The following is a 21,839-nucleotide window of genomic DNA, read 5'->3' as shown; positions in this document are numbered from 1 at the left end:
TCTCTTTACCTCCCTACAGCAGCAACTTGGACAGGCGTAAATGAAGCACCTAAAACTGCCGTCTCTTCAAGCCCTGAAGCTAATCGTAAACATCCTTCCGCTACAGTATTATCAACCACAAGAGGTAAAATAATCTTTTCGCCCCCTTGGTTAACCTCAACAAATTTAGCGCTACTTAATCCTAGTCGATTAACATCAATACTATTCATATAGACTTGTCGAGCTAACTGACTATCAGCACTTTCTTGTAATGCCTTACTACGTCGTACTAATCCATCTGTACCATAAACAAATGCCTCAGCAACCCGTACTAAGAAGCTATTATCTTGATGGCTGTTCAAGGAATCTGGGTACCATTTATTTACTTTTTGAGGTCTAGAAACAGTTTCTGCTTTATGGTGCAGCTCATCACGTACCTCTTCAGAAGAGAGATATTCGAACCCAGGGATTTGCAATAAATTCCCTAGTACACGTAGTACTTTCCAAGCGGGGCGTGTATCTGCTGGGGGACGGATAGCTGCAGCAAAACTCTGCCAGCAGCCTTCAGCATTAATAAAAGTCCCCGATGTCTCAGCGAAAACCCCAATAGGTAATAATACATTAGCGTATTCGAGCATAATTTGGCTACGAAATGCCGTTAAAGAAACAACGAAATCCGCATTTTGTAATGCTTTATGTGCAAGAGCAGGGTTTGCACAGTCAAGCTCAGGCTCAACTGCTAACAATAGATAACCCCGAATCTGTTCTTCAAGCATTGCCTGTACATGAAGCCCTCGTACCGGAATAAAAGATCCCCCAGGTCCATAGTGAGGGAGAGCACCAGCTGTAGCTGCCCCTATAGCATTACCTCCAGATGGGAGGAATCCTAGCTGGCACCCACTTAACTGGCAAATTAAATCTGCTAAAGTACGTAATATAGAAAAATCCGGATGCCCATCAGCTATTCCTCCTAAAAATAATCTCCCGTGCGAGGCATTAATCAGTCGATTAGCTATAGCGTACTCTATTTCACTAGGCTGAATATCAGCTAAAAGGTGAATCCAATTACCTTCCAGCTCCCTTCCGCTATACTCAGCTAAACCCTTAGATATACCTGCAAGTGCATGAATCATCCCATGCCCAGTAATTATTTTCTCGGCCACGGGAAACCGAACTAAATAATCTACTGGATTAATAAACATAAGCGCTGCACCTCGAAGAGCCGCTTTGCGGAATCGTATGCCTAACAAAGGTTGTTCTTTATGAACATTAGCTCCAATCAATAAAATACAATCTGATTGTTCTATCTCTTCAATAGCACAGCTTAAAGCTAGTTCCTGTGGCCAAATCTCCTGATTACGAAAATCTTGCCGACGTAAACGATGATCAATATTATTGCAGTGCAAGCCTCGCAGAAGCTTTTGAAATAAATAAAGCTCTTCAACAGTTGCATAGGGAGAAGCAAGTCCGCCTAATTTAGTACTACCTGCCTCTTCAGCTACTGCTCTAAGACCATTAGTAGCTGCCTCTAATGCCTCTTCCCAATTTACTTCATGCCACGTACCATCTCGCTTAACCATAGGTCGATGTAACCGATCCTCATGGGCTAACCCTAGACAGCTATAACGATCCCGATCAGCAATCCAAGTCTCATTAATAGATTCATTGTCTCGCGGGACAACACGCATTACCTCATTATATAGAACATGCAACTCAATATTAGTGCCAACACAATCATGGGGAGAAATCGTAGGATGCCCAATCATTTCCCAAGCACGAGCACGATAACGGAAAGGTTTATCTGTAAGCGCTCCTACTGGACAAAGGTCAATCACATTACCTGATACCTCTGATATTAAGCTGTGCTCAATATAGGTACCAATCTCCATGTGCTCGCCACGGCCTGTTGCACCTAACTCTTTAATACCAGCAATTTCTTCGCCAAAACGAATACAACGAGTACAATGAATACACCGTGTTAAATCGGTTTGAATTAGCGGGCCAATATTTTTGTGCTTTATAACCCGCTTACGCTCGGTAAATCGGGAAATATCATTGCCATAGCCCATAGCGAGATCCTGTAGCTCACACTCCCCTCCTTGATCGCAAATAGGACAATCTAAAGGATGATTAATAAGTAAAAATTCCATCACCCCTTTCTGGGCTAAGATAGCACGAGGTGAATTTGTGAACACCTTCATTCCTTCTATCACAGGAGTAGCGCAGGCAGGCAGAGGCTTCCTAGCCTTCTCAACCTCCACTAAGCACATTCGGCAATTAGCAGCGACCGATAATTTTTTATGATAACAGAACCTAGGAATATAAATATCAGCCTCATCGGCAGCTTGGATAACCATCTTTCCCGGTTCTACACACAGCTTAATGTTATCGATCTCAATATTAATCATCGCTGGTCTATCCTCTATAAGCCGCTTCTAACCAGACACTGCTTATGTTCGATATGATATTGAAACTCATCTCGAAAATATTTTATAAAGCTAATTACGGGTGCGGCAGCAGCATCTCCTAGCGCACAAATTGTATGGCCATCGATATTGTTAGCTATACTAATTAATTTATCTAAATCTTCCTGCGTCCCTTGGCCATGCTCAATACGACGAACAACTCGATACATCCAGCCAGTCCCTTCCCGGCAAGGAGTACATTGACCGCAAGACTCTTCATAATAAAAAGCCGAAATCCTCTCTAACGCCCGTACCATACAGGTAGTTTCATCCATAACAATAACTGAACCCGCACCTAGCATAGATCCTGCTTTAGATAGAGATTCATAGTCCATATTAACCGACATAATAACCTCTGCTGGCATAACCGGTACAGAACTCCCTCCAGGAATAACTGCTTTTAAGGTATAACCATTACGCATACCTCCTGCTAGCTCAAGTAAATCCTTAAAAGGCGTTCCCATGGAAATCTCATAATTACCAGGACGATTAACATGACCAGAAATGCTAAAAATCTTAGTACCGCCGCTAGTAGGAGTTCCTAATTCCAAAAACCACTGGCTTCCTTTCTCTAGAATAACGGGAACTGAAGCTAAGCTCTCAGTATTATTAATGGTAGTAGGTTTACCATAAAGACCATAACCTGCGGGAAAAGGAGGTTTATAGCGAGGTAATCCTTTCTTCCCTTCAAGAGATTCGAGTAAGGCGGTTTCTTCACCGCAAATATAAGCACCTGCGCCCGGATGAGAGTAGAGATCAAAATCAACTCCTGATTCAAAGATATTTTTACCTAACAACCCAGCTTCATAAGCTTCTTTCAAAGCCAATTCAAAACGTTCAATAGGCTCAAAAAATTCACCTCGAATATAGTTATAGCCTACTGCTGCACCAATAGTATAGCCAGCAATAGCCATTCCTTCAATTAATTGATGAGGGTTATAGCGAAGAATATCGCGATCCTTAAACGTCCCCGGCTCTCCCTCATCTGAGTTACATACGATATATTTAGCACCAGGCACATTTTTAGGCATGAAGCTCCACTTTAATCCCGTTGGAAAGCCTGCCCCCCCTCGACCTCGAAGCCCAGAGGCTTTAATTTCATCAACAATACTAGAAGGCTCTGTTTTCTCATTCAATATCCGCTTCCAAGATGTATATCCTCCTACTTTCAAATAGCTATCCAAGCTCCATGGAGGGTCAAGATCTAGGGTGCGAAAGCAAACTTGATTTTGAGCAATCATTTCAAAGCCTCAAGAATTTGATCTATTTTCTCTGTGGTTAGGCTCTCATGGCATGTATTTCCTACTATCATTACGGGAGCACCGCCGCAGGCAGCTAAACATTCAACTTCTTTAAGTGTGAATCGATAATCTTCTGTTGTCTCACCAAAACTAATTCCCAATCGCTTTTGCAAATGAGTTACAATCTGATCAGAGCCGCATAGTTGGCAAGAAATATTGGTACAAACACTAATTTTATGCTGTCCTATTGGCTTTAATTCAAACATAGAATAGAACGTTGCTACCTCATAGACAGTGATAGAAGGCATCCCTAAATATCCAGCTACCGCATCCATCAATTCATCAGTTAAGTGACCCCCATTAGCAGCTTGTACAATATGCAGCGCTGGGATAACTGCTGATTGCTTATGATCCTGCGGATATTTACTAACCCAATGATCAATTTGGCTACGCGTTTCAGCGGAGAGAATATTTTTCTCCTCTTCCATCTTTACTAAATCTCTCTTTCCTTAATACTTACGATATAACATTGAAGTATTTTCATCGGTCAATCTCTCCAAAAACAATATCCATAGTCCCGATAATAGCAACCACATCGGCCAGCATATGACCATTTACCATTTCATCCATAGCTGCTAGATGAGCAAAACCAGGCGCCCTAATCTTAAGACGGTAAGGCTTATTAGCTCCATCTGAAATGAGATAAACGCCAAATTCACCTTTAGGTGCCTCTACCGCTACATAAACCTCCCCTTCTGGAACACAGTACCCTTCAGTAAACAACTTAAAGTGGTGAATCAGTGATTCCATGCCCTCTTTCATTACTGCTCGCTTAGGGGGGGCAACTTTATTGTTGTCCACCATCACCGGCCCATGGTTTTTTTGCAGCCAATCTACACATTGTTTAATAATATGATTGGATTGGCGCATCTCTTCTATTCGTACTAGGTAACGATCATAACAATCCCCGTTAACCCCCACTGGAATATCAAAATCTAACCGATCATATACAGCATAAGGTTGTTTTTTTCTTAAATCCCACTCTACCCCCGAGCCGCGTAACATAGGGCCAGTAAAGCCAAGTTGTAATGCGCGATCTGGCTCTACAACCCCAATCCCAACAGTACGCTGTTTCCAAATCCGATTATCTGTTAGTAGTGTTTCATACTCGTCAACACACCTAGGGAAGCGAGTAGTAAAATCTTCTATGAAATCAAGCAGCGATCCTGCACGGTTTTGATTAAGTACCGCTACTTCCTTTTTATTATGCCATTTAGAAGGCTGATATTGAGGCATCGCCTCTGGTAAATCGCGGTAAACACCACCTGGGCGATAATAAGTTGCATGCATACGGGTTCCAGAAACAGCCTCATAGCAGTCCATAAGATCCTCGCGCTCACGAAAGCAGTACAAAAATACTGTCATAGCCCCAATATCCAGCCCATGGGATCCCAGCCACATGAGGTGATTAAGAATACGGGTAATCTCATCAAACATTACTCGAATATATTGAGCGCGTAACGGCAACTCAATATTAAGAAGCTTTTCAATAGCTCGAACATACCCATGCTCATTACACATCATAGATACATAATCTAGCCGATCCATATAACCAATATTGTGGTTATATGGTTTACTTTCAGCTAGTTTTTCAGTAGCTCGATGCAGTAACCCCACATGAGGATCGGCACGTCGAATAACCTCCCCGTCCATCTCCAATACCAGCCTTAATACTCCGTGAGCTGCTGGATGCTGTGGGCCAAAGTTAAGGGTAAAGTTTCGAATTTCAGCCATGTCTATCCTTATCGCTATAAATCTTAACTTGGTAGCGGTGATCATCTCGAATAACTCGAGGTACCAGCGTTCGAGGTTCAATGCTTACAGGCTCATAGATAACTCGACCTTGCACTGGGTCATAGCGCATTTCTATATTGCCACTCAGCGGAAAATCTTTGCGAAAAGGATGGCCAATAAAACCGTAGTCCGTTAAAATACGGCGTAGATCTGGATGGCCATCAAAAAGAATACCAAAAAGATCAAACGCTTCACGCTCAAACCAGTTGGCAGAAGCCCAAAGAGCAGTCACCGAGGGAACTACCGGCATTTTCTCACTAACAAAGGTGCGTATCCGTAAACGCGAATTATGCCGAACTGAAAGAAGGTGAGCAACCACGGCAAAGCGGGCTTCAGCCCAAATATGATCCTTATATTGGCTTTTCTCCACAGCCCGGCCAAATCCCCGCGAGGTAGCACTCTTTGTTGACCAATCAGCAACACCGTAATCTAAATAATCCACACCGCATAAATCAGTCAATTGCTCAAAAAAAAGAGTCTTTTCGTCGCGTAACACTTCACAAGCGGCAAAATAGTGTTCACAGGAAACTTGGATCGTAAGTTCACCTCTGTCAAGATGATAAGAACTTACTTGATTGCTTAAGTAGCGCTCAATAAGATCCCGTAACTCTGTTACGCTTGTATCCATAAGTACTAAATCCTGTATTTATCGAGCAATAGTATAGCTACGTTTTATTTTTTCCTGTAGCTGAATGATGCCATAGAGTAGTGCCTCAGCAGTAGGAGGACAGCCTGGAACATAAATATCAACCGGCACAATGCGATCGCACCCGCGGACAACAGAATAAGAGTAATGGTAATAACCACCACCATTGGCGCACGAACCCATTGAAATTACCCAACGAGGCTCCGACATTTGATCATATACTTTCCTCAGCGCAGGAGCCATTTTATTAACTAATGTACCTGCAACAATCATTACATCTGATTGGCGTGGACTAGGGCGAAAGACAACACCGAAACGATCTAGGTCATAACGGGAAGCCCCAGCATGCATCATTTCCACTGCACAACAAGCAAGACCGAAGGTCATCGGCCAAAGAGATCCGGTTCGAGCCCAGTTGATAAGCTTATCAGCAGTGGTAGTCACAACTCCTTGTTCTAGTAATCCCTCTATTCCCATTCTAAGGCCCCTCTTTTCCATTCATAGATAAACCCAACTACCAAAATACCTAGAAAAATAACCATTGAGAAAAAGCCAAATATACCAATATCATCTAAAACAATGGCCCACGGGAAAAGGAAAGCAATTTCAAGATCAAAAATGATAAATAAGATAGCTATTAAATAATAGCGAACATCAAATTTCATACGAGCATCTTCAAATGCCTCAAACCCGCACTCATAGGGAGAAATTTTCTCACGATTAGGACGATATGGCGCTAAGCTAAATCCAAGTACTATCATAACGCCGCCTATCAGTAGGCTAACAATAATAAATACCAAAATAGGAATATAATTCTCAAGCATATTAGTATAGAATGTTACCCGCTATTAAAACTACTATTGCTTTAAAGCCCTTAAGGCTGGTGCCGATGGCCGGAGTCGAACCGGCACGAGTTTCCTCACTGCCCCCTCAAGACAGCGTGTCTACCAATTCCACCACATCGGCCATGCATGATCTTCTTTATTACTTAGGCGGTACTGGTTCATCCATTAGAGTCTTAGAAGTTTTAGAAGTTTTAGCCTCAGCACTAGGATCGGACTGAATCTGTTCAGTATTTCTATTCGATAGATCTTTATCCTTTGATAGATCATCGTTTGGCGGCGATGCTAAAGGAGGAATGACCATATTCTCATCGGCTATAATCCTCGGCTTTACAGCCTGAGTAACGCTATTTTTTTGTGGCCCTCGTTCGGAGAAATAGGCTAAAGATAAACTTGTAATAAAAAATAGAGTTGCTAGTATAGCGCTAGCTCGAGTAAGAAAATTAGCTGAACCGCTTGCACCAAATACAGTTGCAGAAGCACCACTACCAAAAGCAGCGCCTGCATCAGCTCCTTTACCATGTTGAATAAGCACTAAGCCAGCTAGCCCTATGGCAACTGTAATATGCAAAACTAATAATACACTATGCATAGATAATTTCTCTTAATTTACTGCTGCTCGGCAGATTATTAGGAACTCTTCAGCATTCAATGACGCTCCGCCAATCAAACCACCATCAATATCTGGCATTGCCAATAGTTGCGCAGCATTATTACCTTTAACACTACCGCCATAAAGGATAAGCAATCGTTTCGCTATACTAGGATTTTGAGTAGTAAAATAAGCACGAATAAGAGCGTGAACATCTTGAGCTTGATCTGGAGTAGCAGTATGACCAGTACCAATAGCCCACACCGGCTCATAAGCAATAACGGCTTTAGCCCAAGTATCAATTCCGGTGCGCTGTACAACAGCATCTAGCTGGTGCTTTAGTACCTGTTCGGTAACACCTTGTTTACGCTCTTCTAAGGTCTCGCCAATACAAACAATAGGGATTAAATTTTCTTGTTGGGCAGCAGCAAATTTTTCAGCTATAATATTATTCGTTTCTCCATATAATAAGCGTCGCTCGGAATGGCCAACGATGACATAGCGGCAACCAAAATCCGATAGCATAGATGAAGCTACTTCGCCTGTATAAGCACCGTCTTTATGTTGAGATAAGTTCTGAGCTCCCCAACTAATAGCCGATCCTTGTAGCCAAGATTTAATATCAGCAAGATAAACAAAAGGTGGACAAACTACTATGTCTACATCAGCTTCCATCTTCGCCCCCTCCTTGCACAGTGCTTCTATCAGGGAGCAGTTGGTGGCCTGTGAACCATTCATCTTCCAATTGCCAACAACCAGAGGTTTACGCACCTAACACCTCATATATATAATTTTCTTAGAATTGGCTAGATAGTCTACTTCAGCCAGCAATGAAAAGCAATTCTAGACACTACTTATATTAGAAGCCACAGCTTGAGCAAGCTGCTGTGCTAATACGTTAACTTGAGATTCATCTCGTCCTTCAACCATAATCCTTACCACTGGCTCAGTTCCAGAAGATCGTAATAATACCCGCCCTTCCTCTCCAAGCTGACTCTCTACTTCCTGCACAGCATTAGTAATTATTCTATTATCGTTAAGATCCAAACATTGCCCTACAGGAACATTAACAACTCGCTGAGGATATTTCTCCATTGTAGACTTAAGCTCATACAAGGATTTGCCTACATTTACCATCTCCACTAAAACCTGGAGTGCCGATATAATACCATCTCCTGTAGTAGTACGATCTAGGCAAATAATATGCCCTGACGACTCTCCACCAATAGAATAGTTGTTATGCTGCAGCATTTCTAAGACATAGCGATCTCCAACTTGAGCACGCATCAAGACAATACCTAAAGCTGATAACGCCCTTTCTAGCCCTAAGTTACTCATTAAAGTGCCCACTACCCCAGCACCGGCTAGCATACCAGATCGTTGGCGTGCCCGAGCAATAATATAGAGTATCTCATCTCCATCTACAATCTCCCCTCTATGATCAACCATTATGACGCGATCTCCATCTCCATCTAAAGCGATACCTACATCCGCTTGGCATTCAAGGACTTTTCGTTGAAGAGACTCAGGAGCAGTGGATCCGCAATTATCATTAATATTTAAACCATTAGGAGAGATACCGATAGCAGTAACATCAGCCCCCATTTCAGAGAATACGTCTGGGGCTACATGGTAGGTTGCCCCATGAGCGCAATCTACAACTAATTTTAGCCCTGAGAGATCAACGCTTGCTGGTCCAGTGCTCTTACAAAACTCAATATAACGACCAGAGGCATCTACTACGCGTTCTACTTTACCAAGTAGAGAAGAATCAACAGTCTGCATGGGCGATTCAAGTTTTCTTTCAATAGCTAGCTCCACCTCATCAGCTAGTTTAGTACCAGTGCTTGAAAAAAATTTAACCCCATTATCATAATATGGATTATGAGAGGCACTGATGACGATTCCGGCTTCAGCATGAAGTGTACGAGTAAGATAAGCGATTGCTGGTGTTGGCATAGGACCTAATAATTTAATATCTACACCCGCTGCTGAGAGACCTGCTTGAAGCGCTGATTCAAACATATAGCCTGAAATCCGGGTATCTTTACCAATTAAAACTTTGCTATGGCGCCTCCGAGCCAATACCTTTCCAACCGCCCACCCTAAATGAAGCATAAGATCAGCCGCAATAGGATATTCCCCTACCTTACCCCGTATCCCATCTGTACCAAAATACTTCTTTCCCATACTAATACTCTTCCTCATTCTTAACTCTCTTAGCGCTATTACAGAGAATTAATGCTTGCATTGTAGCCCGAACATCATGGGTTCTCACTATTACTGCCCCTTCCCAAACAGCGATTGCAGCCAAAGCCACGCTACCATAAAGCCGATCCTCTATCGACGTTTTCAATAAGGTCCCTATAAAAGACTTACGTGAAAATCCTACAAGCACAGGAAGCCCAATTTTACAAATACAACTTAAATGCTTCAATAATAACAAATTATGTATAACCTGTTTACCAAAACCAAAGCCTGGATCAAGAATAAGACGATCTCGAGAGATACCATGCTGTTCACAAGCATTTACCCGGTCTAATAAGAAATCTTGTACTTCGTTCACTACATTAATATAAAGAGGATTTTGTTGCATAGTCTGAGGATCACCCTGCATGTGCGCTAAGCAAATGGGCACGTCCAGTTCGCTCGCCACTTTTAGTGCTCCATCTCCTCGCAGAGCATTAACATCATTAATCAAACCAGCACCTGCCATAACTGCTGCCTGCATAACTTCAGGTTTGCTCGTATCGATAGAAATCGGGACGGAAAGCTCTTGATTAAGCACTTTAATAACTGGAACTACTCGCCGTATCTCTTCCTCGACAGAAATAGGAACTGAGCCAGGACGGGTTGATTCACCACCAATATCTATAATAGTAGCCCCTTCTTCTGCCATCCGGCGCGCATGTTGAATAGCTTGCTCTAAAATTAGGTATTTACCACCATCAGAGAAAGAATCAGGGGTAACATTGAGCACTCCCATAATCTGAGGATGATTTAAGCTAATAATCCTCCCCCCACAATCAAGATATTGTGACAGAGACAAAGGGCGACTCGCTGTTATTATATGGTTGAATATAAATCTAGTTAAGGCAACAACGCTTAGCGCAAGAATAATAATCTCACACTAAGCGCTGCTGATTTACCGCTTCTCTTAATAAATAATAACTAGAAGAGAAGGTTTTAACTAATGCAAGCTAGCTGGGATAGAGCCACCAACAGATGGATGATCCTTGGGAGATTCAGTACCACCACTAGGAGGATCCATATCTGATCCGCTCGCTTTAGGTGGTCTTGGCTCCTTGCCTGCCATAATGTCATCAATTTGTTCCTTATCAATAGTCTCATACTTTATAAGGGCTTCAGACATTATGTGCAACTTATCCATATTTTCTTCTAAAAGCTTCCTTGCTCGCTGATAATTACGATCGACAATAGCCCGAATTTCAGCATCTATCTCTGAAGCTGTGGTATCAGCAATATTTTTGTGCTGCGTTACAGAGTGCCCTAAGAAGACTTCTCCTTGTTCCTCACCATAAGCCAAGGGTCCCATTTCCGATAAACCCCATTTAGTTACCATATTTCGGGCAAGCTCTGTTGCTCGCTTAATATCGTTAGAAGCCCCTGTGGTTACCGACTCAAAGCCGAAAATCAGCTCTTCAGCTAATCGGCCACCAAAAAGACTAGAGATCTGGCTCTCTATTTGCAATTTACTGTAGCTATAACGATCCTCCTCCGGAAGAAACATAGTGACCCCTAATGCTCTACCCCTAGGAATGATGCTCACTTTGTAAACTGGATCATGACTCGGCACAAGACGGCCTACAATAGCATGTCCTGCTTCATGGTAAGCAGTGAGCTTTTTATCATTTTCACTCATCACCGCTGATCGCCGCTCAACACCCATTAGAATCTTATCTTTAGCCTTTTCCATATCATGCATATGAACGAGACGTTGATTAGCACGGGCAGCAAATAAAGCAGCTTCATTAACTAAGTTAGCAAGATCAGCACCTGAAAAACCTGGAGTACCACGAGCAATAAGCGCAGGCTCTACATCTTTTGCAACAGGCACCTTTCGAAGATGAACCTTGAGGATTTGTTCCCTTCCTCTAATATCAGGAAGAGAGACAACAACCTGCCGATCAAAACGGCCAGGCCGTAACAAGGCTGGATCTAGTACATCAGGGCGGTTCGTTGCAGCAATAACAATAACACCCTCATTACCTTCGAACCCATCCATTTCTACTAATAATTGATTAAGAGTCTGCTCTCGCTCATCATGCCCACCCCCAAGCCCAGCACCTCGTTGACGCCCAACAGCATCAATCTCATCAATAAATATGATACAGGGGGCATGTTTTTTCGCGTTCTCAAACATATCTCGCACGCGCGAAGCCCCTACACCTACGAACATTTCAACGAAATCAGAGCCAGAGATGGTGAAGAAAGGTACTTTAGCTTCTCCAGCAATAGCCTTAGCTAGTAGTGTTTTACCAGTCCCTGGAGAGCCTACCATAAGTACCCCACGAGGGATCTTTCCTCCTAGCTTTTGAAAACGACCAGGATCGCGTAAAAATTCAACTAACTCCTTAACTTCTTCCTTTGCTTCATCACATCCCGCTACATCTCCAAAGGTAATCTTTACCTGCTCTTCGCTCAGCATTCTAGCTCTACTTTTACCAAATGATAAGGCCCCTCGTCCTCCTGCACCACCTTGCATTTGGCGCATAAAAAAGATCCAAACTGCAATAAGCAGTAACATAGGAAACCAAGAGATAAATACTTGCATTAAAAGTCCATTGCCCTCCTCTGCTCTTGCCTCAATAATTACTCCATTATCAAGAAGATCGCCAATTAAACCTGGATCATTACCCGGACTATAGGTTACAAAACGTTTTCCTTCTTTAGTCTCGCCACTAATACTACGCCCGTCAATTATCACCTTATTTACTTGACCGCTTTTAACATCAGCAATAAATCTTGAATAGTCAAGCTGATGGCCACTCACCTGACGAGGACCGAAGCTATTAAAAACTGACATCAGCACTAGGGCGATAACAACCCATAAAATAATATTTTTTGCCATATCGTTCAATCTATTATGCCTCGCAAGTTAGTTTTCAACTACTGATAGTATTTGCACATCTACCCTTATCAGCCTGCTGCCCCACGGATCTTCCGTAGCTGCCTAGCGACAATATAAACCTCACGGCTACGATCCCGGGAAGCAGGTGGTTTATTAAGCCGAACTTGAGAAAAGCTTTGAGATATTAATTTATAAAGCCCTTCAAACCCTTCACCATAAAAACTCTTAAGGAGAAATGAGCCTCTAGGACTTAGATTTTCTTGGGCGAAAGCAACTGCTAGCTCTCCAAGATAAATAGCCCGAGGCTGATCTATCGCCAGTATACCACTCATATTGGGGGCCATATCTGACATTACAAGATCTATTTTTCGATCTGCAAGTATATTTTTTAGTTCTATCAAAATATCATCCTCGCAAAAATCTCCTTGTATAAACTGAACCCTTGGTGATGGAACCATAGGAAGAATATCTAGAGCAATCACTTGCCCTTTCTGCCCACTTTGCTCTGCAGCCCATTGTGACCAGCCTCCAGGGGCTGATCCAAGATCAACCACTATCATCCCTGGACGTAGTAGATGCTCTCGAGAATTAATCTCCTGTAGCTTAAAAACAGCCCGGGATCGGTACCCTTGTCTTTTAGCTCTTGCGACATAAGGATCTCGTGAGCGTTCCCGTAACCAGCGATCGCTACTAGCTTTATTCCTCACCTAATTCTTAGTAACTAACTATTAATGTAATAGCTACTATACCATTAGTTTAGATGTAGATAGCAAAAAACTAAACATTAAAAAACCATTTATATATGGTTAAATTGGCATAAAAAATAAAATTAAGGAAAAAATTAAGAAAGAGATCATAGAGTCAGCTACCTTGAAAGAGTACAAGGATATGCAACACTCTCCAGCCTAGCGGAGCATAATACGCTAAAGCAAAATAAAAATTATTAAATGTAAAGTAGTTTCTGGCTAGAAAGTAGATAACTAAATATGGAAAGCTATATGGAGATGGGATATTAGGGATATCTAACAAAATGATTGAGGTGGGTTGCCAAAAAGATACGCTAGATAACTTAGTTCTGCTACACTCAAATTGCCATAGATAACACCGTATAAGCAGCCTAAGAGTACTATCGGCCTCTCGCACAAGAGAAGGCTTATTGAGGCTTGAGCCATATGCGGGGAAACTCACATCACATATGTATAGTTCTTAGGGGAGAGAATAACCGAGAGGTTACTCTCTTATCCTACAGGGCTGACGCAGACACATGAAATCTGCTTGACTTAATCAAACCAGACTTAAGTGCTGGAATAAAAGAGAAAAAACGCAGCGAGCAAAACGATAGAGATATTGTTAGCAGGGTGAGCCAGCTCTTGTAATTGCAATGTGCAAACCGTTAGCCTCGAGCGAAGAGTTAACCCTACTATTTATTAAAAGTAATAGCTATAGCCTATGCTTCTCTGAGGCATCTTTAATCTGTTATTTATCAGCTGATTCATAATATATAGCAGTAATTTCGTAGGTAGTTATTCCATTTGGGGCTTGTACCTGAGCTTCATCTCCTTTTTTTTTACCAATGAGTGCGCGAGCAATTGGAGAATTAATAGAAATCTTATTTTTTTTAATATTTGCCTCTAAATCACCTACAATTTGATATCTGACCGCATCATCAGTATCTATATTGATTAGATCAACAGCTACACCAAATACAACTCTGCCATCCTGTTTGAGCTTACTTATATCAATTATCTGGGCATAAGCAAGCTGTTGTTCTAGATCTCTAATACGAGCTTCTATGAATCCTTGTTCTTCTCGCGCAGCATGATATTCTGCATTCTCCTTAAGATCACCATGCGCCCGAGCTTCAGCAATAGCTGCTACTATCTTCGGTCTAACTACACTCTTTAGCTCCTGTAACTCTCCTCGCAATTGCTGTGCTCCTTTTTCTGTTAAAGGTATCTTATTCACCTCGTACCTCCCGCTGTAAATCCTGCAATCGATAGACAGAACTATCTGTATCTACACGCATAGCCTCACAGGTAGCCCAAGCGCCTGTGAGGGTAGTAGTATATGCTACCTTATACTGTAAAGCTGAACGACGGATAGCGTAAGAATCGGAAACTGCCTTTCGCCCCTCCGTGGTGTTGATAATAAGATCAATCTCATCGTTTTTTATCATATCTACAATATGTGGCTGACCTTCAAACACCTTGTTTACCCGAGCACAAGCTACCCCCGCCTGATTTAACGCAATACTTGTTCCTAAGGTAGCTAGCAACTCAAATCCCAGTTTAATAAATTCTCGGGCAATCGGAACAATCCTCTGTTTATCTGCATCTCGTACGCTAATAAAAATTTTACCTCTTTTGGGCAACATTACCCCTGCCCCAAGAAGCGCTTTATAAAAGGCCTCGCCAAAAGAATACCCTGTACCCATTACTTCGCCTGTTGACTTCATCTCTGGACCTAAAATAGGATCAGCACCAGAGAACTTAATAAAAGGAAAAACAGCTTCTTTTACCGAATAATAGGTAGGTATTAGTTCCTTAGTAATACCTTGATTTACTAAACTCAGCCCTATCATGCAACGAGCCGCTACTTTCGCTAAGGGTATACCGGTTACTTTAGAAACAAAAGGGATCGTACGAGAAGCTCGAGGATTTACCTCAAGCAGATAGATTTCATCCCCTTTAATTGCAAACTGTGTATTCATAAGGCCAATCACCTTAAGTCCTTGGGCTATTTTATATACTTGATATCGCAACTTATCTTGAATTTCGGTACTTAGGCTAAAAGGCGGTAAGGCACAAGCAGAGTCGCCAGAGTGAACACCCGCTTGTTCAATATGCTCCATAATACCACCAACCAACACCCGCTCTCCATCACTGAGGGTATCTACGTCTACTTCAATAGCATCATCCAAAAATCGATCTAAGAGCACCGGAGAATCATTAGAGGCGCTAACCGCCTTTTCCATATATCGATCTAGCTCGTCCTCATTATAAACAATCTCCATGGCTCGGCCTCCAAGCACATAAGAAGGTCTTACTACTAAAGGGTAGCCAATTTCATTAGCTAGCTGGATTGCCCCCTGCTGAGTTCTGGCAATACGATTAGGGGGCTGTCTAAGACCAAGCTTTATAATAAACTGCTGAAAACGCTCCCTATCCTCGGCTAAATCAATAGAATCTGGTGTAGTACCAATAATAGACACCCCAGCTGCTTCCAAGGGACGAGCTAATTTAAGTGGAGTCTGCCCCCCATATTGAATAATCACGCCCTTAGGCTGTTCTAGTGCAATAATTTCTAAAACATCTTCAAGGGTTAACGGCTCAAAATATAACCTATCAGAAATATCATAATCAGTGGAGACAGTTTCAGGATTGCAGTTGACCATAATTGTTTCATAGCCATCTTCTCGTAGAGCCAATGCGGCATGTACGCAACAATAATCAAACTCAATTCCCTGGCCAATGCGATTAGGCCCTCCACCTAATACGACAATCTTATCGCGCTTTGAAGGTGCTGCTTCGCATTCCTCATCATAAGTAGAATAAAGATAGGCAGTAGTAGTTACAAACTCAGCGCTACAGGTATCCACTCGTTTGTAAACTGGCCGCACCCCAAGGATATGTCGCTGTCGACGTACATCCTCCTCTTTAATCTTTAGAAGAGTTGCTAGCCGGCTGTCTGAAAAACCTTTACGCTTTAACCAATAGAACTGATCCTTATCGATCTGATCCAAGGATATGCCTAGTAGCTGGTGTTCAATTTGAATTAATTCTTGAATTTGAGTTAAAAACCAAGGATCAATACGACTTAATCCATAGACTTCCGCCACAGAAAACCCAGCACGGAAAGCATCTCCAATATAATATATTCGATCTGCCGATGGGACTCGCAATTGATATCGCAAGATCTCCTCTGCTGAATCTTCTGCTCCTAGAGATAATTTTTCACTGAAACCATCAGCTCCTGTCTCTAAGCTACGAAGCGCTTTCTGTAAAGATTCTTGGAAGTTACGACCAATTGCCATAACCTCCCCTACTGATTTCATCTGAGTAGTCAAACGGGCATCTGCTTGAGGAAATTTCTCAAAGGCAAAGCGAGGTATTTTTGTTACTACATAATCAAGACTAGGTTCAAAAGAAATGGGGATATGACCGCTAGTAATTTCATTTTGAAGCTCATCCAAAGTGTAACCAATCGCTAATTTTGCGGCGACCTTAGCAATTGGGAATCCAGTGGCTTTAGATGCTAAGGCTGAAGAACGTGATACTCGAGGATTCATCTCGATAATAATTAACTGCCCATCTTCTGGATTAATCGCAAACTGTACATTAGAGCCCCCAGTATCCACCCCAATTTCACGCAATACTGCAATAGATGCATTGCGCATAAGCTGATATTCTTTATCTGTAAGCGTTTGAGCGGGTGCTACGGTAATAGAGTCTCCTGTATGTACACCCATGGGATCAAAGTTTTCAATAGCGCAGACGATAATACAATTATCCTTATGATCTCGAACCACTTCCATCTCAAATTCTTTCCAACCAAGCACTGATGCTTCGATAAGAATTTCCGAATTTGGACTAAGATCTAAACCATGTTCACAGATTTCAATAAATTCTTTCCGGTTATAAGCAATGCCCCCCCCAGATCCACCTAATGTAAACGAAGGCCGAATAATAATTGGAAAGCCAAAATCTAACTGAACCTGTTGTGCTTCTTGGAGGTTATGGGCAATAGCTGAACGGGGCATGTCTAAACCAATCTTCTTCATTGCCTGTCGGAATAAATCCCGATCTTCAGCTTTATTAATTGCTTCCCGACTAGCCCCAATCAGTTCTACTTCATAGCGATCTAGAACCCCTTGGCGAGCAAGATCCAGAGCACAATTTAAAGCTGTTTGCCCCCCCATAGTGGGTAATAAAGCATCGGGACGCTCTTTCTCAATGATTTTAGTAATCGTCTCCCAAGTAATTGGCTCAATATAAGTGCTATCAGCCATATCCGGATCAGTCATAATAGTGGCTGGATTAGAGTTCACCAAGATGACCTTGTAGCCTTCCTCTCTAAGAGCCTTACAGGCTTGAGCACCGGAGTAATCAAATTCACAAGCTTGGCCAATAATAATCGGTCCAGCACCCAGAATAAGTACGCTGTTAATGTCATTTCGTTTTGGCATTAGTAATATTTCCAGGACTGATATTGGCCTTTACACCAACAAATAACTAATTAAATTAATAACGAGAATTAGCCCCTTGCATCAAGCTGATAAAATAATCAAACAAGGGGGCTATATCGTGGGGGCCGGGGCTAGCCTCTGGGTGCCCCTGAAAACCAAAAGCTGGTTTATCCATATGTTTAATACCCTGTAAGGTATTATCAAATAAAGAGCGATGAGTTGCCCGTAAACATCTTGGCAGCGTACTCTCATCCACTGCAAAATTATGATTTTGACTAGTAATCATTACCTCCCCAGTGGCTAAATTCCGTACTGGATGATTAGCTCCGTGATGACCAAACTTCATCTTCACTGTAGCTGCCCCACTAGCAAGAGCAAGCAGCTGATAGCCTAAACAAATGCCAAATAAGGGGATAGGGTGAGTTAAAAATTCTTGAATCGCTTCAATTGCATAATTACACGGCTCTGGATCCCCAGGTCCATTAGAAAGTAATACTCCGTCAGGAGATAAAGCCAATACTTCTTTAGCTGAAGTTTTAGCGGGGATAACCGTTACTCGACAGCCTCGGTCAACGAGCATACGCAAAATATTACGTTTCACACCAAAATCATAGGCAACTACATGAAAATGATTTTCTAATCCCTTTCTATTAGATCTGAAAGCTTTCCTTAGACCCCAAGTTCCTTCAGCCCAATCATACGAGGCGCTAGTAGTTACGATCTGAGCAAGATCTACACCTTTAATACCAGAGAAAGCCTGTGCTCTTGTTATTGCCTCCACCTCATCAATGGCTTTACCCGTCATGATACAACCATTAAGCGCGCCGTGTTCACGTAGATATCGTGTTAATTTTCGAGTATCAATATCTGTAATAGCAACGACTTTATTTTGGGCTAAAAAGGAAGCAAGCGATTCTTTTCCTCGCCAGTTACTATATATAGAAGGATAATCACGAATGATTAAACCACGAGCATAAACTTGATTTGATTCCCAATCTTCTTTGTTGATGCCCACATTTCCAATATGTGGATAGGTTAGCGTAACAATCTGCTGATAATAAGAGGGATCAGTTAGAATCTCTTGATATCCAGTCATAGCAGTGTTAAATACTACTTCACCAACTGTTTGCCCCTCGTAACCAATACTAGTACCTCTAAATACAGTACCATCCTCAAGCGCAAATAAGGCATTAAGGCGCAAAAAAACCTCCGCTATATGAAAAAAAGCAGAACATTGTAAGTAGCCCTGATTTTACTCATTGAGCCATTAACTTAATTAAAATTTAATTTACTCAATTTGTTTTAGTTTAAGGCTTTTATCGCAGCTAACTCTAAATCTATAAGGTGATTTAACCTAGCATCGGAATCAACTGCTTACATGTTACGATTATCGGCTTATCCGCATTTGCCAACTTGGCTTCTGCCAAGCTGCTTACTGCATTTTTCCTGCTTCATCGAACCCTCTACACCGTTGCTCAAACTTGTCAAGCTATGCTTAAAAAATGGTGGTGTCTCTCTGCAGGTTTCACTTCTAATTATGAAAGAATAATAGCGAGAATTCTATACTGAAACAAGTATTAGCCTAGCTTCACGTATTCCTGCATTCATTGACCTTATCCATGGGTGAGTGCAGTATTATGTCTTTTGTAGCTTAATATGGCATGGTTTATTTTTAATTTAAAACAGCTAGGAGGATCTAAGATTTGCCTACACCCTTTTGGAGCGGTAGACGTTTTCCCTTAACCCGTACTCGCCGGATGCGAAGAGATGAATTTTCTCGAAGGCTGATGCGGGAACATCGACTAAGTTGTGATGATCTTATTTATCCCATATTTATTGTTGAGGGTGATAATCGACGAGAAGCAATTCCCTCTATGCCGGGTATTGAGAGAATTACTATTGATATCTTATTAAGCGAGTCTGAAGAATTATTAGCGCTTGGAATTCCAGCTATCGCTCTGTTTCCAGTCACATCATCAGATCGAAAATCAGATGATGCCCGTGAAGCCTATAACCCCAATGGCTTAACTCAGCGATCAGTTCGAGCTTTAAAGAAAAATTTCCCCACGCTAGGCATAATTACTGATATTGCCTTAGACCCGTTTACTCACCATGGCCAAGATGGCATTGTAGATACCCATGGTTATGTTACAAATGATAAAACTGTAGAGATTCTAGTAAAACAGGCCCTTTCTCATGCAGAGGCTGGAGCTGATATTGTTGCACCATCTGACATGATGGATGGCCGTATCGGCGCTATTCGCAACGCTCTAGAAGCGGCTGGACACGTCAATACTCGGATTTTAGCCTACTCAGCTAAATATGCCTCTAGTTTTTATGGCCCCTTCCGAGACGCAGTAGGATCAGCGAACAATCTAGGTAGTGGAGATAAATACAGCTATCAAATGGATCCTGCCAACAGTGATGAAGCATTACAGGAAGCCGCCTTAGATTTGAAAGAAGGCGCAGATATGATCATGGTTAAGCCAGGGATACCTTATCTTGATATCGTGCATCGAGTTAAAACAACTTTCGGTGTTCCAACCTTTGTTTACCAAGTAAGCGGTGAATATACTATGTTAACTGCTGCCTTCCAGAACGGGTGGCTAGATCGGCAAGCTGTAATTATGGAATCTTTAGTCTCCATAAAAAGAGCAGGAGCCGATGCAATTTTGAGCTATTTTGCAAAAGAAGTCGCTTATTGGTTGAAAAATCGATAATAACCTAATGGTAATACCTGATCATTACGCTGTTATGGGTAATCCTATTGCCCATAGTAAATCTCCCCAGATTCATACTATGTTTGCTTATCAGACGAACCAAAATCTAATCTATACACCCATATTGGTGGAGGTAGGAAAATTTGAAGAAGCAATAACTGTTTTTCATAACCAAGGAGGTAAAGGGTTAAACATTACTATCCCATTTAAAAACCAAGCTTGGAGTTTAATGGATAAATGCAGCTCTGAAGCTCAAAGAGCAAAAGCAGTTAATACTATTGCTATTAAAGAAGATGGATCATTGTTTGGCTATAATACTGACGGCATAGGATTAGTACGAGATCTAACCCAGAATCATGGAAAACGGATCAGTGGTCAGCGGCTTCTGCTACTGGGGGCTGGCGGTGCAGCCTCTGGGGTCATAGAGGCATTATTATCAGAAAAACCATCACATCTAGCTGTAATTAACCGCACCTCCGCTAAAGCCATTGAGCTAGCAGCACGATTTAGCCCTTTTGGTACGATTATAGGGGGTGGGCACGAGCTGCTTGAAAATAACTCCTTCGATCTTATTATTAATGCTACAGCAAGCAGCCTTCACGGAGAAGTTCCTCAACTCCCCCCAAGAATATTAAATCCTAATAGCTGGGTTTACGATATGATGTATGGAAACGAATCTACAGCTTTTATTAAATGGGGGCAAATACAAGGGGCAGAGCACTGTTTAGATGGCCTAGGAATGCTAGTAGAACAGGCAGCAGAATCATTCTTCATTTGGCGTAAGATAAGACCTAACACTGCACCCATCATTACACAACTAAGATTAAAACAAAGAGATCGCTTACTTACTATAGGGGAATAAAGATCCCGTAGTGCCGCTGTGGGCATCGCTCTTGAGACCAAAAAGTCCAAGTGGGAGCTCCGTGTAATACCGGAGGCTTTCTGCTACAGTCTAGGCAGACATGCGCATTAGTATTACAAATCCTGCCCCCTAGCGCCTTAGATATAGCCTCAAGTAATATCTAGCCCACTGGCGTACACTACAGGAGGCCTTATTTTCCCTCGAATCTATAAGAAAGTCCAGCATAGAAAAATGCAGAATACAAGACGACCTCCAGCGATGTTGCGCAGCGTAGTGAAGCACAGGGCGCAAGGGCTAATAACATGTGCTGTATAGAGGAGAGGTTCCGATGGATCAAGAAAAACGCAGTGAGTAGCCCAAC

Annotated in this window: 18 protein-coding genes, 1 tRNA gene and 1 other RNA gene; 2 read left to right on the top strand and 18 right to left on the bottom strand. The window is 42.1% G+C overall.

The window, feature by feature from the left end:
• Positions 1–5 precede the first annotated feature (5 nt).
• From nuoG to carA, 17 genes are all read right to left on the bottom strand, one after another.
• A complete protein-coding gene (gene nuoG, locus TAO_RS02105; protein WP_096526401.1) occupies positions 6–2,387 on the bottom strand; it encodes an NADH-quinone oxidoreductase subunit NuoG in 2,382 nt (793 codons plus the stop codon).
• 14 nt (positions 2,388–2,401) lie between these two features.
• Positions 2,402–3,685, bottom strand: a complete 1,284-nt coding sequence (gene nuoF, locus TAO_RS02100; RefSeq protein ID WP_096526400.1) for an NADH-quinone oxidoreductase subunit NuoF — start codon at positions 3,683–3,685, stop codon at positions 2,402–2,404.
• On the bottom strand, positions 3,682–4,173 hold the full coding sequence (gene nuoE, locus TAO_RS02095; protein WP_096526399.1) for an NADH-quinone oxidoreductase subunit NuoE: 492 nt from the start codon (positions 4,171–4,173) through the stop codon (positions 3,682–3,684). The genes nuoF and nuoE overlap by 4 nt, the downstream gene beginning before the upstream one ends.
• Positions 4,174–4,225: 52 nt before the next feature.
• Positions 4,226–5,479, bottom strand: coding sequence for an NADH-quinone oxidoreductase subunit D (locus TAO_RS02090; protein ID WP_096526398.1), 1,254 nt, complete (start codon positions 5,477–5,479; stop codon positions 4,226–4,228).
• Positions 5,472–6,167, bottom strand: a complete 696-nt coding sequence (locus TAO_RS02085) for an NADH-quinone oxidoreductase subunit C (RefSeq protein ID WP_096526397.1) — start codon at positions 6,165–6,167, stop codon at positions 5,472–5,474. The genes TAO_RS02090 and TAO_RS02085 overlap by 8 nt, the downstream gene beginning before the upstream one ends.
• A gap of 18 nt (positions 6,168–6,185) precedes the next feature.
• Entirely contained in the window at positions 6,186–6,662 is a 477-nt protein-coding gene (locus TAO_RS02080; protein WP_096526396.1) for a NuoB/complex I 20 kDa subunit family protein, read from the bottom strand.
• Positions 6,653–7,009 carry an NADH-quinone oxidoreductase subunit A gene (locus tag TAO_RS02075; protein WP_096526395.1) on the bottom strand — a complete coding sequence of 119 codons (357 nt, stop codon included), beginning with the start codon at positions 7,007–7,009 and terminating at the stop codon, positions 6,653–6,655. The genes TAO_RS02080 and TAO_RS02075 overlap by 10 nt, the downstream gene beginning before the upstream one ends.
• 57 nt (positions 7,010–7,066) lie before the next feature.
• A tRNA-Leu gene (locus TAO_RS02070) sits at positions 7,067–7,151 on the bottom strand.
• An 18-nt stretch (positions 7,152–7,169) separates the two neighbouring features.
• Positions 7,170–7,619, bottom strand: coding sequence for a preprotein translocase subunit SecG (gene secG, locus TAO_RS02065; RefSeq protein ID WP_096526394.1), 450 nt, complete (start codon positions 7,617–7,619; stop codon positions 7,170–7,172).
• A gap of 12 nt (positions 7,620–7,631) precedes the next feature.
• Entirely contained in the window at positions 7,632–8,390 is a 759-nt protein-coding gene (gene tpiA / locus TAO_RS02060) for a triose-phosphate isomerase (protein ID WP_096526393.1), read from the bottom strand.
• A 72-nt stretch (positions 8,391–8,462) separates the two neighbouring features.
• On the bottom strand, positions 8,463–9,809 hold the full coding sequence (gene glmM / locus TAO_RS02055) for a phosphoglucosamine mutase (RefSeq protein WP_096526392.1): 1,347 nt from the start codon (positions 9,807–9,809) through the stop codon (positions 8,463–8,465).
• Between the two features lies 1 nt (position 9,810).
• A complete protein-coding gene (gene folP / locus TAO_RS02050; protein ID WP_096526391.1) occupies positions 9,811–10,605 on the bottom strand; it encodes a dihydropteroate synthase in 795 nt (264 codons plus the stop codon).
• A gap of 204 nt (positions 10,606–10,809) precedes the next feature.
• A complete protein-coding gene (ftsH, locus tag TAO_RS02045) occupies positions 10,810–12,711 on the bottom strand; it encodes an ATP-dependent zinc metalloprotease FtsH (RefSeq protein WP_096526390.1) in 1,902 nt (633 codons plus the stop codon).
• Between the two features lie 68 nt (positions 12,712–12,779).
• Positions 12,780–13,418, bottom strand: a complete 639-nt coding sequence (locus tag TAO_RS02040; protein WP_096526389.1) for an RlmE family RNA methyltransferase — start codon at positions 13,416–13,418, stop codon at positions 12,780–12,782.
• 769 nt (positions 13,419–14,187) lie between these two features.
• A complete protein-coding gene (gene greA, locus TAO_RS02035) occupies positions 14,188–14,676 on the bottom strand; it encodes a transcription elongation factor GreA (RefSeq protein WP_096526388.1) in 489 nt (162 codons plus the stop codon).
• On the bottom strand, positions 14,669–17,896 hold the full coding sequence (carB, locus tag TAO_RS02030) for a carbamoyl-phosphate synthase large subunit (RefSeq protein WP_096526387.1): 3,228 nt from the start codon (positions 17,894–17,896) through the stop codon (positions 14,669–14,671). The genes greA and carB overlap by 8 nt, the downstream gene beginning before the upstream one ends.
• 55 nt (positions 17,897–17,951) lie before the next feature.
• The gene (gene carA, locus TAO_RS02025; protein ID WP_096526386.1) at positions 17,952–19,097 is read right to left on the bottom strand and encodes a glutamine-hydrolyzing carbamoyl-phosphate synthase small subunit; all 1,146 of its coding nucleotides are present in this window, start codon (positions 19,095–19,097) and stop codon (positions 17,952–17,954) included.
• A gap of 502 nt (positions 19,098–19,599) precedes the next feature.
• Here carA and hemB point away from each other — a divergent pair.
• Positions 19,600–20,616, top strand: a complete 1,017-nt coding sequence (hemB, locus tag TAO_RS02020) for a porphobilinogen synthase (RefSeq protein WP_269459377.1) — start codon at positions 19,600–19,602, stop codon at positions 20,614–20,616.
• A gap of 13 nt (positions 20,617–20,629) precedes the next feature.
• Positions 20,630–21,478, top strand: a complete 849-nt coding sequence (gene aroE, locus TAO_RS02015; RefSeq protein WP_096527713.1) for a shikimate dehydrogenase — start codon at positions 20,630–20,632, stop codon at positions 21,476–21,478.
• Here aroE and ssrS read toward each other — a convergent pair.
• Positions 21,477–21,668: non-coding RNA, 6S RNA (ssrS, locus tag TAO_RS02010), on the bottom strand. The genes aroE and ssrS overlap by 2 nt on opposite strands.
• Positions 21,669–21,839: the final 171 nt, after the last annotated feature.

Origin of the sequence: Candidatus Nitrosoglobus terrae (genome assembly GCF_002356115.1) — a bacterium.
Lineage (GTDB): Bacteria > Pseudomonadota > Gammaproteobacteria > Nitrosococcales > Nitrosococcaceae > Nitrosoglobus > Nitrosoglobus terrae.
This window is presented reverse-complemented; position numbering and strand designations above follow the sequence as displayed.